The organism is Pseudomonas sp. BF-B-15, assembly GCF_019946675.1.
GTDB classification, from domain to species: Bacteria; Pseudomonadota; Gammaproteobacteria; order Pseudomonadales; family Pseudomonadaceae; genus Aquipseudomonas; species Aquipseudomonas migulae.
The window spans coordinates 23,429-38,009 of the sequence record NZ_JAGYFZ010000059.1 but is presented as its reverse complement, the minus strand read 5'-3'; the positions used below and the strand labels follow the sequence as shown (position 1 = coordinate 38,009).

The following is a 14,581-nucleotide window of genomic DNA, read 5'->3' as shown; positions in this document are numbered from 1 at the left end:
CTCCTACGGGATCATACGAACCTGTAGGAGCGAGGCTTGCCCGCGAATGGCATCACACCAATTTCTGGGCAAGCACCGCAATATGCTCCGGCCCAATCCCGCAGCACCCACCCAAATGGCTGGCACCGCGCTCTTTCCAGTCCGCCGCCCAATGCAGGTAGCCCGGCGGGTCCAGATCGTCGCGCAACGGGTCCAGACCGTCATTGGCCGTTGCCTCTTTCGGTTGCGGCGGGAAGGCATTGGCGTACGCGCCGATGTGAATCTTCACCCCCAGACGCTCGAAAGTTTCCCGCGCCGCATCAATCGCCGCACCGATCACTTCCGGCTGGCTGCAGTTGAACAGCAACGTCTCGACGCCCAGCTGCGCAGCCACCGCAGCAGCTTCGGCCACAGGTTCGCCGGAACGCAAGCGCGGGACTTCGTCCGTGTCCTCATCCTTCAGGGTAAAAGACAGCCAGAACGGCTTGCCGTCCTGCGGCAGACCGGCGTGAATCGCTCGCGCTTCCACGATCGAGCTTTGGGTTTCGGCCAGCCACAGGTCGACATGCGGGGCCAGCCCCTCGACCAGCGGCGCGAGCAATTCCGTCACCCGAGTCGCGTCGAACAAATCCGGCCGATAGGAACCGAACAACGGCGGCAATGAACCCGCCACACGCACCGGTTTGCCCGCAGCGTCCACCGCACGCCTGGCCAACTCCCCGGCCAACGCCGCGAGGGCTCGACCCTCAGCCACAAAACGTTCTTCGCCAATGTGAAAAGGCACCACCGCATAGCTGTTGCTGGTGATCACGTTCGCGCCGCTTTCGATATAAGCCGCGTGCACCGCCTCGACGGCCTGCGGCGCTTCGCTCAAGGCCAGCGCCGACCATTCCGGCTGTCTGAACGGCGCACCGCGGCGCTGCAACTCACGACCCATGCCGCCATCCAGAATCACTGTGCTTGCTGCGCTCATATGCTTTTCACTCATATGCTTATGAAAATAACTCACTACCAGAGTCGTTCTTATAACTATTTAATACGCACCATCCGGTTAATAACAACCATTTTTTTAGGGCTCGACTGTGAAACTTCAACCACTACTGGCCCTGGGCCTGACGATTCTGGCTGCCTCCACCCAAGCCTTCGGCGGCGCCACGCTGGACCGCATCGAGCAAAAGAAAGAACTGGTCGGCGTGCTGATGGAAAGCTATCCGCCCTTCTCGTTCCTCAATGACCAGAACCAGCTCGACGGTTTCGACGTTGATGTGGCCAAAGCCGTGGCCAATAAACTCGGGGTCAAACTGCGCCTCGAAACACCGTCCTGGGACGTGATCGCCGCCGGCCGCTGGAGCGGGCGCTACGACATTTGCATCTGCTCCATGACCCCGAGCAAGGCCCGCGCCGAAGTTTTTGATTTCCCGGTCGAGTACTACGCCTCGCCGGCGGTGATCGTGGTCAACGCCAAGGACGACAGCATCCACAGCGCCAAGGACCTGAGCGGCAAGAAAGTCGGCCTCACCAGCGCTTCCAGCTACGAAAGCTACCTGAACAAAAACCTGGTGATCGAAGGCGCCGAAGACACGCAGTTGCAGTACCCGTTTGAAAACGTGCAGATCGCCCCGTACGACACCGACAACGTGGCGTTCCAGGACCTGGGGCTGGGCGCTGGTGTGCGACTGGATGCGGTCCTCACCAACCTGGTCACCGCGCAGCCACGCCTGACCGAAGACAAACGCTTCAAGCTTGCCGGCGAACCGCTGTACTCGGAGCCGAACTCGGTGGCCATCGAAAAAGGCGATGCACAGTGGGACGCCAAGGTGCGTGACGTCTTCGCGCAACTGAAACAGGACGGCACCCTGAGCAAACTCTCGCAAAAATGGATCGGCGCCGACATCAGCAAATGACTTCCTTTCCCAACCCACCTCAGCCACCACAACCGGTGGCTGAGTCCCGGCTGCAACGGATCTTCGGTTTTCGCACGCGGCTGTACCTGACCTGGGCGGCAATGCTGGGTCTGTTCGCCAGTTTCTTCCTGAGCTTCGACCTGAAGTTCTCGATCATCCTCGACAAGCTGCCCAACCTGATCGGCCTGCACCTGGCGCCGAACGGCTTTCTGCAAGGCGCGGCGCTGACCCTGTTTTTGTGCCTGTGCTCAATCGTCGCGTCGTCGCTGCTGGGCTTCATCACCGCCCTCGCACGGCTGTCGAAAAGCGCCGTGGCCTTCGGGATTGCGAGTTTCTACGCCTCGTTCTTTCGCGGCACTCCGCTGCTGATCCAGATCCTGCTGATCTACCTCGGCCTGCCGCAACTCGGCATCGTGCCGGGCGCCGTCGTCGCCGGCATCATCGCCCTGTCGCTGAACTACGGCGCGTACCTGAGCGAAATTTTCCGCGCCGGCATCCTCGGCGTCCCCCACGGCCAGCGTGAAGCCTCGCTGGCACTGGGCATGCGCGAAACCGTGATCTTCTGGCGCGTCACCCTGCCGCAAGCCATGCGCACCATCATCCCGCCGACCACCAATCAATTCATCTCGATGCTCAAAGACTCGTCACTGATCTCGGTGATGGGTGTTTGGGAGGTGATGTTTCTGGCGCAGTCGTATGGGCGCTCGAGCTATCGCTACATCGAGATGCTGACGACGGCCGCGGTGATTTACTGGGTGATGTCGATTGGGCTGGAGCTGATTCAGGCGCGGATGGAGCGGCATTATGGGAAGGCGTATTTGAGTCGTAGTTAGGTAAAAAATCACCGTCTTCGGGTATGGGCACTTCTGACGTTTCTAACATTCGTTGAGAATTCCTGTAAGAAAAAGCGCCTTGGCAAAACCGATAAATACGGCCATCCCCATTTGGCTGTTCTTTTTCCACGCAACCATCCGACGCCGCCTGCATCGCTGCCGGACGCAGCTGACATCGGCACATATAGCCTCCCTTTTAGAGTTTGGCCTCCTGTCAAAAGAGGCCGAATTCGATGCCCGTTCAACACAAATACCGACCCAAACACCTCGCATTTTCGATAGCACTTGCCGTGGGCTGCGCTGAATTCGCGGCGGCCCAACAAACCAGTACCGATCAAACTTCCGCACCTTTCGAAACGTCCGAAGACTTGATTATGGAACTCGATGCGTTCATCGGAGCTGCCGATACCCAACCCCACTTGATCAACAAAATCGCGGAGTGGCGAAATCTGCAGTTGGATGAGCGTAACGATCTGGTCAGCGTCCTTTCCGGAGGGGGCATGACCAAGCGACTGGACGGCGGTGGTGGCATCAACGTCATCAGACTCGATCACACCAAAGGGGGCACATTGGGCGAAACCCGGGATTTCGCTGGCCTGGATATCAAACAGGGTACGTGGACCCTGAATGGCGGCAAGGACTCCGGAGACTTCCAGATCGGTGCCTTAGTGCGCCCTCAGGCGATGCTCACCAATAACGGACATATCGAAGGGCGCGCAGTCGCTCAAGGCACGTTGGTGAACAACGGCAGCATCGGCGGAAACGTCGAGGTGTATGAGTCGGGAACCTTCAGTGGCAAGGGCCGTGTAGGAGGGCTGGACGTAAGCGGCGGGCTTGTCGTCAATCGACAACTCGGCGCACCTGTCGTAGCGGGCGACATGAAACTGTCCAGGACCGCAGTTCTGACCTATGAAGTAAATGCCGATGGCCGAGGCGAGACGATCAAAGTCGATGGCACGGCGAGCCTTGGCGATGCAACCCTGAAAATTGCCGCAACTGGTGATTTCCCGCAAACCAGCCTGTACACCCTCATTGAGGCGACCAACGTCGTGGGGCGTTTCGGCGACATCGAAAACAACCTTGTTTTCATGACACCTGAACTGAATTACGACGACCCGAGAATTGTCAGCCTGACCTACGCACGTAACGATGTATCTTTCGAGAGCATCGCGGATACGGAAAGTGGCAAGCAGTTCGGTGCCAGCATTGAAGAGCCAACGGCCACCCAGACCGAACAAAAAACCTCCAGCACGACCAATGCCGCCGTCACCGCCCTGCTCGGATCCGATCGAGCTACCGCTGCCCACGCCCTCGAAATTCTGGCCGGCGACAGCAACGCCAACCTCGCCAAGGCGACCTTGAACAGTGACGGCCCGATAAGCGCCACCCTGCTCTCGGCCATGCGCCAGCTCGATAGCAACAGTGTTTCCAATAATCAGAATGGTGCGCCTCGACTGGCAGCCGGCAGCGATGCCAATAGCCGAGTCTGGCTCCAGGCGCTGGGACACAGTGGGAAACTGGATCGCGACTATGACCCGCTGCAGCACTCCACCCACGGATTGGTGATAGGTGCCGACTGGCAAATTGATGAGCAATGGCGTCTAGGTCTGATGGGCGGTCAATCCCGCACTCGCCAGAAGAGCCGCGAGTTGGACGGCAATCTGGACAGCTGGCACTTGGGGACTTACGCACTTCGCCAGAACGGGCCAATGTCCCTGCGCTTGGGCGCGACTTACAACAACCATGATGGCAGCAGCACGCGCCGGGTCGAATTTTACGGTTTCAAGGATCGACCCAAGGGCCGTTACGAGGCCAATACCCAACAAGCCTTCGCAGAGGTGGGTTTCAACCTTGGCCGCGCCAGCGTCATCATCGAACCGTTTGCCAGTCTTGGGTACCAGCGCTATCAACGCGACAGTTTCACTGAGAAAGGAGGCGATGCTTCGCTGAAAGTCCACGATCAATCCGAGGAAAACTTCAGCAGCACATTCGGCCTGCGTCTGGCGAAGCTCAATACGCTGGATAACGGAATGCAACTAACGCCGCGTTTCAGCGCAGGCTGGAAACACACGTATGGCAAGGTCTACACAGAAGCCAGGCAACGCCTTGTCACCGGCGGCAACGACTACAGCGTCTACAGTGCGCCACAGGATCGGGACAAACTGATGGTCGATGCGGGTGTGGACCTCAGGCTTTCCGCACGTAACACGATTGGAGTGGGGCTCTCGGGTGAAATGGGCAGCGATAGCCGCACTCATGGCGTAATGGGTCAGTGGCGGATGGCGTTCTGATCAACCACTGACACATCAACACACCTGTTCGCGATAGCGGAGGATCTGCCAATGAAGAGGCTGAATGTCACACCGTAATCGCGAGCAGGCTCGCTCCCACATGGGTCATGTGGTGCCTTGAATAACAGGCAAAAAAAAGGGGAGCACATGCCCCCCCGAGGTTTAAAGCGTTGTATCGAGGCTGTTAACTCAGCCTTCGATCTCGATCAGGATTTCGCCCGGGTTGACCCGGTCGCCCTTGGCCACGTGGATGGCGGTGACTTTGCCGGCGATGGCCGCCTGCACTTCGGTTTCCATCTTCATCGCTTCGGTGATCAGCACGGCCTGGCCGGCTTTCACAACGTCGCCTTCCTTGACCAGCACGTCGACGATGTTGCCCGGCATGGTGGTGCTGACGTGGCCCGGTGCCGTGGCTTGTTTGCGCTTGCTGCTGCCGCCGCTGACGAATTCGTTGAGTGGTTCGAACACCACTTCTTCCGGCATGCCGTCGATGGACAGGTAGAAGTGACGCTTGCCTTCAGCCTTGACGCCGACACCGGTGATGTCGACGCGGTAGGTTTCGCCGTGGACGTCGATGACGAACTCGGTTGGCACGCCTTCGCCGCCGGCAGAGGCAACGCCGCCCGCTTCCGGAATCGGCAACAGCACTTCTGGAGTGAGGGTGCCGGCAGCGCGTTCCTCGAGGAATTTGCGGCCGATGTCCGGGAACATCGCGTAGGTCAGAACGTCTTCTTCAGACTTGGCCACGGCGCCGATTTCGGCACGCAGCTTGGTCATTTCCGGCTTGAGCAGGTCAGCCGGACGAACGTCGATCACTTCTTCGCTGCCGATGGCCTGGCGACGCAGTTTTTCGTTTACGGTGCCTGGCGCCTTGCCGTAGCCGCCTTGCAGGTAGAGCTTCACTTCGTTGGTGATGGTCTTGTAGCGCTCACCGGCCAGCACGTTGAAGAACGCCTGGGTGCCAACGATCTGCGAGGTCGGGGTTACCAGCGGCGGGAAACCGAGGTCTTCACGAACGCGCGGGATTTCGGCCAGCACTTCACTCATGCGGTTCAGCGCGCCCTGCTCTTTGAGCTGGTTGGCCAGGTTGGAGATCATGCCGCCCGGTACCTGGTTGACTTGCACGCGGGTGTCGACGGCGGTGAATTCGCTTTCGAACTGGTGGTACTTCTTGCGCACGGCGTAGAAGTACAGACCGATCTCTTGCAGCAGTTCCAGGTTCAGGCCGGTGTCGAATTCGCTGCCTTTAAGGGCGGCGACCATCGACTCGGTGCCAGGGTGGCTGGTGCCCCAGGCGAAGCTGGAGATCGCGGTGTCGATGTGGTCGGCACCGTTTTCGATGGCCTTCATCTGGCACATCGCAGCCAGGCCAGCGGTGTCGTGCGAGTGAATGAACACAGGCAGCGACTGCTCGGCTTTCAGTGCCTTGACCAGTTCGCCTGTGGCATATGGGGTCAGCAGGCCGGCCATGTCCTTGATTGCCACCGAATCGCAACCCATGGCTTCCATTTGCTTGGCCTGGTTCACGAATGCCTCGATGGTGTGCACCGGGCTGGTGGTGTAGGCGATGGTGCCTTGGGCGTGTTTGCCCGCCGCTTTCACCGCTTCGATGGCCACGCGCAGGTTACGCACGTCGTTCATGGCGTCGAAGATGCGGAACACGTCGATGCCGTTGACCGCTGCCTTGGCGACGAAGGCTTTGACCACGTCGTCGCTGTAATGGCGGTAGCCCAGCAGGTTCTGGCCACGCAGCAGCATTTGCAGGCGCGTGTTAGGCAACGCCGCGCGCAATTGGCGCAGACGCTCCCACGGGTCTTCTTTGAGGAAGCGTACGCAGGCGTCGAACGTCGCGCCGCCCCAGCACTCCAGCGACCAGTAGCCGACTTTGTCGAGCTTGTCGCAGATCGGCAGCATGTCTTCGGTGCGCATGCGGGTGGCGAGCAGCGATTGGTGGGCGTCGCGCAGGATTGTGTCGGTAACGTGGATTTGCTTGCTCATTGTTCTATTCCTCACAGGCCTGCGTGGGCGGCGATGGCGGCGGCGATGGCCAGGGCCAGCTCTTCGGGTTTGCGCTTGATCGAGTAATTGGTCAGTTCAGGGTGGCTTTCAACGAAGCTGGTATTGAACTGGCCGCTACGGAATTCCGGGTTACGCAGGATTTCCTGGTAGTACGCGGCGGTGGTCTTGACCCCTTGCAGACGCATGTCGTCGAGGGCGCGCAAGCCACGGTCCATTGCCTCTTCCCAGGTCAGCGCCCACACCACCAGTTTCAGACACATGGAGTCGTAGAACGGCGGAATGGTGTAGCCGGTGTAGATCGCCGTATCGGTACGCACGCCAGGACCGCCGGGTGCGTAGTAACGGGTGATCTTGCCGAAGCTCGGCAGGAAGTTGTTTTTCGGGTCTTCGGCGTTGATCCGGAATTGCAGCGCGAAACCGCGGTGCTGGATGTCTTCCTGTTTCACCGAAAGCGGCAGGCCGGACGCGATGCGGATCTGCTCACGCACGATGTCGATGCCGGTGATTTCTTCGGTGATGGTGTGTTCCACCTGCACCCGGGTGTTCATCTCCATGAAGTACACCTCGCCCTCGGCGAGCAGGAACTCCACGGTGCCGGCGTTCTCGTAACCCACTGCCTTGGCTGCGCGCACCGACAGGTCGCCGATGTAGGCGCGCTGTTCCGGGGTCAGTTGCGGGCTCGGGGCGATCTCGATGAGCTTCTGGTTGCGGCGCTGGATCGAGCAGTCACGCTCGAACAGGTGCACCACATTGCCAAAGCTGTCGCCGAGGATCTGCGCTTCGATGTGTTTCGGGTTGACGATGCATTTTTCCAGGAACACTTCCGCCGAACCAAAGGCCTTGGTGGCTTCGGAAATGACCCGAGGGAATGCTTGTTCAAGTTCTTCTCGGCTGTCGCAGCGACGGATACCACGGCCACCACCACCGGAAGTCGCCTTGAGCATCACCGGATATCCGATGCGGTCGCCTTCGACCAAGGCTTCGGCGATGTCCGCGACGTTGCCCTCGGTACCCGGGGTGACGGGTACGCCAGCCTTGATCATGCTGCGACGGGCTTCAGTCTTGTCGCCCATGCGGCGAATCACTTCAGCCGATGGACCGATGAACTTGATGCCGCGTTCTGCGCAGATATCTGCCAGCTCAGCGTTTTCCGAGAGGAAACCGTAGCCGGGATGCAACGCATCACAACCGGTTTCTACTGCCAGATTCACCAGCTTGCGCGCATTCAGGTAACCGGCCAGTGGCTCGGCACCGATGCTGTGGGCTTCATCCGCACGCTTCACATGCAAGGCATGGCGGTCGGCGTCGGAATAGATCGCAACCGAGCGAATGCCCATCTCGGCGCAGGCTCGCACGATTCGTACGGCAATCTCACCACGGTTGGCGATCAGGATCTTTGTTATCACTTGGAGTTTCCCTTGAGCCGGTGGTACCCACGACCTGCTAGACCAGGTCGACGCGTGACCAAATGTTTCAATTCAGTCGCAGGCCCACACTAGCCCCCGCAAGGGATTAACAAAAATGATTAATTATTGGGTCAGGCATAAGTAAAGACTTATAGTTGACGCATCAGCCTGCGGCAGGAGCTTTCAGATAATGCGTAAGTCATTGATGCGTATGACATTGCGTCAATTGCAGATCTTCAATGAGGTCTGTGATTTACGGTCTTACAGCCGTGCGGCGGACGAAATGTCGCTCACACAACCTGCCGTGAGCCTGCAGATTCGTCAACTTGAGGAGCTGATTGGTCAGCCTTTGTTCGATTACGTCGGCAAAAAACTCTACATGACCGAAGCGGCTGAAGCGCTTCAGCGGGCCAGCCGGGATATTTTCGGGCGCCTGGAAAACCTCGACATGCAGCTGTCGGACATGCAGGGATCACTGCAGGGGCAACTGAAACTGGCGGTGGAATCCAGCGCCAAGTATTTCGTACCGCACCTGTTTGCCGCGTTCAAGCGCCAGCATCCGGAAGTGAATCTGCAACTGACGGTGGTCAACCGTGGGCAAGTGATCCGCCGTCTCTCCGACAACCGCGATGACCTGGTGATCATGTCCATGGTGCCACAGGACATGGGGCTGGAGTTTCTGCCGTTCCTCAACAATCCGATCGTGGCCGTGGCGCCGCCGGATCATCCGCTGTGCCATATGGGCCCGTTGCGCTTGCAGGACCTCGAACCCTACACGCTGCTACTGCGCGAACCCGGCTCGGGGACGCGACTGGCGTGCGAAGAGTATTTCAAAGAGAAGCGCGTGCATTTCAACCAGACCCAAGAGGTCGCATCGGCCGAAGCTCAGCGTGAATGTGTACTGGCGGGTCTGGGCGTCGCGCTGTTGACGCGCCACGCCCTGAACCTGGAGTTGGCGACCGGCGGACTGATCGAGTTACCGGTCGAAGAACTGCCACTGTTTCGCAGCTGGTGCCTGGTGCAGGCCAAGGCCAAACGGCTGTCGCCGGTGGCCCACGCATTCCTTGCGTTTATCCGCAGCGAACGGGTGCAGATCAGCGCCCTGGTTGAGCGTTTCGACGGGAAGTTGCGGGAGCTGCCTGCCAGTAATTGAGTTCCAGCTCGGGAAAATCACCGATCTCGGCCAGCAACTGGCGGCGTTCGCAGCGATCTTCGATAGCGCGACGAAATTCCATGCGGCGCTGGTCTTCTTGCTGACGACGGGTTTTGACGGCGCTGTTGCGTTCTTCGTAGGGCTGGGCCATTTCGAGTCTCCCAAGGCGATTACGGGAGTTACAGGATGGGCGCGAGGGATGACGGTTTGGCGGCTTGCGCGTTACAGGCAGATGAAAGTTATCGGATTTGAAAACGCCTTCGCGGGCAAGCCTCGCTCCTACAGGGTATGTGTAATTTTGTAGGAGCGAGGCTTGCCCGCGAAGACGCCCTCAAGACGAATCAGTCGTCCAGGGCTTTCACCGATTTGGGCGACAACCGCAAGCTGCGCAGGCTGCGCTTGACGCTCTTGAGGTGGTTGACCAGGCTCGGCCCGCGCGCCATGGCTACGCCCATCGCCAACACGTCGATCACCACCAAATGGGCGATGCGCGAGGTCAGCGGTGTATAGATTTCGGTGTCTTCATGCACGTCGATGGCCAGGTTGACGGTCGACAGCTCGGCCAACGGTGTCTGGCTCGGACACAAGGTGATAAGCGAGGCACCGCTTTCACGTACCAGATTCGCGGTAATCAACAGATCCTTGGAACGCCCGGACTGGGAAATGCAGATCGCCACGTCAGTCGGCTTCAAGGTGACCGCCGACATCGCCTGCATGTGCGGGTCGGAATACGCGGCCGCCGTCAGCAGCAGCCGGAAGAATTTGTGCTGGGCATCCGCCGCCACCGCGCCTGATGCGCCAAAGCCATAAAACTCGACACGCTGGGCCTGGGACATCAGCGATACCGCTCGCTGCAACTCCACCGGGTCGAGCTTCTCGCGAACCTCCATCAGGGTGTGCAGTGTGGTGTCGAAAATTTTCAGGCTGTAATCGGCGACCGAATCGTCTTCATGGATCGCGAACTGGCCGAAGCTCGCACCAGCCGCCAGGCTTTGCGCCAGCTTCAGTTTCAGATCCTGAAACCCGGAACAACCGATGGCGCGGCAGAACCGCACGATGGTCGGCTCGCTGATGCCCACGCTGTGGGCCAGGTCGGCCATGGAGCTGTGCATCACCGCCGCCGGGTCAAGCAGCACGTGGTCGGCGACCTTGAGCTCCGACTTGCGTAACAGGTGGCGTGACTGGGCGATGTGTTGCAGCAGATTCAAGGGGCTGGACTCTTTGTTATTGGCAGGCGCCGGGGATGTAGCAAGCTTGTAGTTATACTACATGAATTGGCTTTTTGCCTGCTCATTGCGCAACCGAATCCCTCGTTTTCAGGCGTGCGCGCTTCATGTAGCACTCATTATCAGAGCCGCAGCGCAACCGAAGCACACCCTTAGGCTAACAACCCTCCCTGATCGACTCACTCAAAGTAGCAGGGTCTTAGTTGCTACAAGTGCAAAAAACAAAACACTCAAACTTACAAATGCAAATAACAACCCTCTTCCAAAAACAACTTCACCTAGTTACCTTGATCGTGCAGGAAGCAATCAAACTTAATTAAAGGAGTTACACACTATGAGCATTAAAACCAAAGACTGGACCGCACAAATTGACCGTATGCCTGGCGCAGCTTCTTTCCGCGCTTTCGGCACCGTAACCGTTGCACACACAGGCATTACCCCCAAGCTGGTAATGACCGATCTTCAGGATAAATCCTTTGATCTGCGACTGGAGTTGATTCTTGAAAACTCCAACGAAATTTCGCTGCAAGTTGAAACAGACAAAGTTGTCGAATATAAAGCACTGGGGGACTCTAATGTTTCCGGCGTGAGCATCTTTTATAAAGGTGAAAAAATTCACCACATCGATAAAGTTCTGATTACAAACTAAGCCTATAAACACCTTCCCGTCATTTTAGTGGCGGGAAGGTGTGATTGTGCGACACACCTTCAGTAGGCGGATTGCGCTCGCAGAAGGTCCGCCAACCCACCCGCTTCTATCGGGCGACTGATCAAATACCCCTGCACTTCATCGCAGCGCTCAGCCTGCAAAAACTCAAGCTGCTCCGACCGCTCCACGCCTTCAGCCACCACCTTCAACGACAACCCGTGGGCCATCGCAATGATCGCCCGGGTGATCGCCGCATCCACGCTCCCCTCCCCCAGGCCGCGAATGAATGCCTGATCAATCTTCACGTAATCCACCGGAATGCGCTTGAGGTAGCTCAGGGACGAATAGCCGGTGCCGAAATCGTCGATGGCCAGCTTCACCCCAAGATCACGCAGCTGCTGGAACGTCGCGATGATGTGCTCAACGCTGTCCAGCAACTGGCTTTCGGTAAGCTCCAGTTCGAGGTAGTGCGGCGCCAGCCCGGTTTCTTCCAATACCTGACGCACCAGACTGACCAGCTTGCCCTGGCGCAATTGATGCACCGACAAATTGACCGATACCCGAATCGGTTCCAGCCCCTGACGCTGCCATTCGCAGGCCTGCCAGCACGCCTGTCGCAACACGAACTCGCCGATCGGGCCGATCAGCCCGGTTTCCTCGGCCAGGCCGATGAAGTCCGACGGCGGCACGCGGCCCATGGTCGGGTGATCCCAGCGCACCAATGCCTCGGCGGCATTCAGCCGGCCTGTGGCGAGGCAAAGCTTGGGTTGGTAAAACACTTTCAGTTGTTTTTCTTCGATGGCTTTACGCAGCTGGTTTTCCAGCTGCAAGCGCTCAAGCGTGCTGGCTTGCAGACTGTCGGTGTAGAACTGGAAATTGTTGCCGCCCAAGTGTTTGGCATGTTGCATGGCCATGTTCGACTGACTCACCAGCGCGGAGATTTCCCGTGCGTTGTCCGGCAGCATGCTGATGCCCATGGACGCGCTGACCACCAGCTCATGCCCCTCGACGGTCACCGGCAAACGCAGCTTGGCCGACAGGCGAGTCGCCACCCGCGCCAGGCTCGAAAGGTTGCCGTAAGCGTCGAACAGCACGGCGAACTCATCGCCGGACAATCGGGCGATGGTGTCTGCTTCCGGCAGTGCGTTGACCAGCCGCCGGGCCATTTTCTGCAACAGCTGATCGGCGATTTCATGGCCAAGGCTGTCGTTGAGCAACTTGAAGCGATCAAGATTGATGTGCAACAACGCCAGACTGCGCCCGCCCTGGCGCACGCGCTGATGGGCTTCACGCAACCTTTCGCGGAACAACGAACGGTTGGCCAGGCCAGTCAGTTCATCGTAGTGAGTCAGGTAGCGCATGCGCTCTTCGGATTCGCGCCGCGCCGAGAGATCGGCGAAGAAGCCGACGATATGGCTGACATTTCCCCGCGTATCGCGCACGGCGTTCAATTGCAGCCATTGCGGATACAGCTCGCCGTTCTTGCGCGTTTCCACCAGCTCGCCCTGCCAACTGCCGTGTTGCTCCAGCGCCTGATGAATCGCCCCGTAGTGGCGACGGGCATCGCGACTGCACGGCAGCTCCACGACGTTGCGCCCGAGCATGTCGTCGATGTCGTAGCCCGTTAAGCGGCTGAACGCCTGGTTTACCGCGATAAGTGCGTAATTCGGATCGAAAATCATGATGCCTTCGCTGGCGGCCTCGAACACCGTCGCCGCCAGTTGCTGCTGGGCTTCCAGCATCTTGCTGGCACTGATGTCGCGGCGGGTGCCGACCATGCGGATCACCCGACCGCCGTCACTGCGCTCCACCGCTCGACCGCGGTCCTCGATCCAGACCCAATGACCATCGCCATGGCGCACGCGGTATTCGATCTGATAGTCCTCGCTGCGGCCCTTCAGATGCTCGACCAGTGCGCGCCTCAGCGACGGCAAGTCCTCGGGATGCAGGCGCGGCTTGAGGTGACGCAGCATGGCCGTCACGAATTCCGGCTCCAGGCCGAACAACTCTTGAATATGGGTGTGATGGACTTCGTCGGTTTGCAGGTTCCAGTCCCACAGCCCCAGTTCACTGGCCTTCAAGGCCAGCGCCAGGCGCGCCTCGCTTTTGCTCAGGGCCTGGTTGGCAGCATCCAGCTCCAGGCTGCGCTGGGCGACGCGGCTTTCCAGCCCAATCTGAATTTCTCGCAACTCGTCTTCGGCACGACGGCGCTGATCGATTTCTTTGGCAAGATCATGGTTCAGCTGGTCGCTACGGCTCTGGGCCTGCTGCAAGTGCTCGATCAATGCCTGATTCTGGAAGCGGCGCAACAACCCGCGATCAATCAGCCGATTGACCTGCCAGGCGACCACGCTCAACGCCCCCAGCAAAATCAGGCCGAACCAGCCCCAGCCCTGCTCCTGCTCGTCACCGCCCCAGAACAGGTAGGCGATGGCCGGTAACAGACACGGCAAGGTGAAGGACAGGAAGGCTGGCAGGCTGACGGCGTAAGCGACGCTGGCCGAGAGGGCTGCCGCGCCGATCAGGCCGAACACCCAGGCTTGCTGGATAAAATTGTCGGCAGGCACCAGGGCAATGCCGGCGCCGGCCAGGGTCAGGCCGGTCATGGCCGAACCGAGCAAAAACATGCGACGCCAGACCGGATGGGCCTGGCGATTGGGAATGGCCGAATCGAAAGCGGCGACCTGAATCACCCGCAGCGCCACCAGCGACAACAGCCACACCAGCCAGACGCTGACCAGGAAGTAGCGCTGCGGACTCCAGAGCAATCCCGCACACACCAGGCCATTGATCAGCATGAACAGCGTCGGCAGCAACGAGCCTTGATAAAGCAGGCGCGTGCGCTCGACCGCCATTTCCATGGCGTACTGTTTGCGGATAACCCGGGGCTCCACAGTGGGGCCCGACAGGTCGGAGCTGAGGGTCATAGGCAATGTTCTTGTTCTTATAATGATGAGCATGAGCCCGAAACGTGGACGGAGCATACACAAGCCAATGCCCTTACCAAACTGCTCCAGATCATAATTTCTGCAAAAGCCCGGAGCCCTTTTACCCCCTGAAAACGCTGGAAGCGAGCCCCACCAACGCCTGCAGCCAGTGACCGACCGGTCGTCCTTCGCGT

11 protein-coding genes are annotated in these 14,581 nt (G+C 59.1%); 5 read left to right on the top strand and 6 right to left on the bottom strand.

All coding sequences use genetic code 11. From position 1 onward, the window contains the following. Window positions 1–52: 52 nt before the first annotated feature. Window positions 53–952: a homocysteine S-methyltransferase family protein gene (locus KGA97_RS18965; protein ID WP_223481276.1), complete on the bottom strand. Its 900-nt coding sequence runs from the start codon at window positions 950–952 to the stop codon at window positions 53–55. Window positions 953–1,061: 109 nt separating this feature from the next. Here KGA97_RS18965 and KGA97_RS18960 point away from each other — a divergent pair, with 109 nt between their 5' ends. The 3 genes from KGA97_RS18960 (at window position 1,062) to KGA97_RS18950 (ending at window position 5,007) form a co-directional block, all read left to right on the top strand. After that, on the top strand, window positions 1,062–1,883 hold the full coding sequence (locus KGA97_RS18960) for an ABC transporter substrate-binding protein (protein WP_008038142.1): 822 nt from the start codon (window positions 1,062–1,064) through the stop codon (window positions 1,881–1,883). Next, on the top strand, window positions 1,880–2,716 hold the full coding sequence (locus KGA97_RS18955; protein WP_008030736.1) for an amino acid ABC transporter permease: 837 nt from the start codon (window positions 1,880–1,882) through the stop codon (window positions 2,714–2,716). The genes KGA97_RS18960 and KGA97_RS18955 overlap by 4 nt, the downstream gene beginning before the upstream one ends. 233 nt (window positions 2,717–2,949) lie before the next feature. Next, on the top strand, window positions 2,950–5,007 hold the full coding sequence (locus KGA97_RS18950) for an autotransporter domain-containing protein (protein WP_223481275.1): 2,058 nt from the start codon (window positions 2,950–2,952) through the stop codon (window positions 5,005–5,007). 189 nt (window positions 5,008–5,196) lie between these two features. On the opposite strand, the gene oadA is transcribed toward KGA97_RS18950, so the two are convergent. Further along, on the bottom strand, window positions 5,197–7,005 hold the full coding sequence (gene oadA / locus KGA97_RS18945) for a sodium-extruding oxaloacetate decarboxylase subunit alpha (RefSeq protein ID WP_008038148.1): 1,809 nt from the start codon (window positions 7,003–7,005) through the stop codon (window positions 5,197–5,199). Window positions 7,006–7,016: 11 nt separating this feature from the next. After that, window positions 7,017–8,432, bottom strand: a complete 1,416-nt coding sequence (locus KGA97_RS18940) for an acetyl-CoA carboxylase biotin carboxylase subunit (RefSeq protein WP_008030739.1) — start codon at window positions 8,430–8,432, stop codon at window positions 7,017–7,019. A gap of 190 nt (window positions 8,433–8,622) precedes the next feature. Here KGA97_RS18940 and KGA97_RS18935 point away from each other — a divergent pair, with 190 nt between their 5' ends. Continuing rightward, entirely contained in the window at window positions 8,623–9,585 is a 963-nt protein-coding gene (locus tag KGA97_RS18935) for a LysR family transcriptional regulator (RefSeq protein ID WP_192228172.1), read from the top strand. On the opposite strand, the gene KGA97_RS18930 is transcribed toward KGA97_RS18935, so the two are convergent. Both KGA97_RS18930 and hexR read right to left on the bottom strand, forming a co-directional pair. Further along, entirely contained in the window at window positions 9,527–9,736 is a 210-nt protein-coding gene (locus KGA97_RS18930) for a PA3496 family putative envelope integrity protein (protein ID WP_008030742.1), read from the bottom strand. The two genes, KGA97_RS18935 and KGA97_RS18930, sit on opposite strands and share 59 nt — an antisense overlap. 190 nt (window positions 9,737–9,926) lie before the next feature. Beyond that, entirely contained in the window at window positions 9,927–10,793 is an 867-nt protein-coding gene (gene hexR, locus KGA97_RS18925) for a transcriptional regulator HexR (protein WP_008027445.1), read from the bottom strand. Between the two features lie 352 nt (window positions 10,794–11,145). On the opposite strand from hexR, the gene KGA97_RS18920 reads away from it, so the two are divergent. Beyond that, window positions 11,146–11,460, top strand: coding sequence for a hypothetical protein (locus tag KGA97_RS18920; protein WP_008038170.1), 315 nt, complete (start codon window positions 11,146–11,148; stop codon window positions 11,458–11,460). 59 nt (window positions 11,461–11,519) lie between these two features. Here the strand turns inward: KGA97_RS18920 and KGA97_RS18915 are convergent, their stop codons facing one another. Next, a complete protein-coding gene (locus tag KGA97_RS18915) occupies window positions 11,520–14,387 on the bottom strand; it encodes an EAL domain-containing protein (RefSeq protein WP_008038172.1) in 2,868 nt (955 codons plus the stop codon). Window positions 14,388–14,581: the final 194 nt, after the last annotated feature.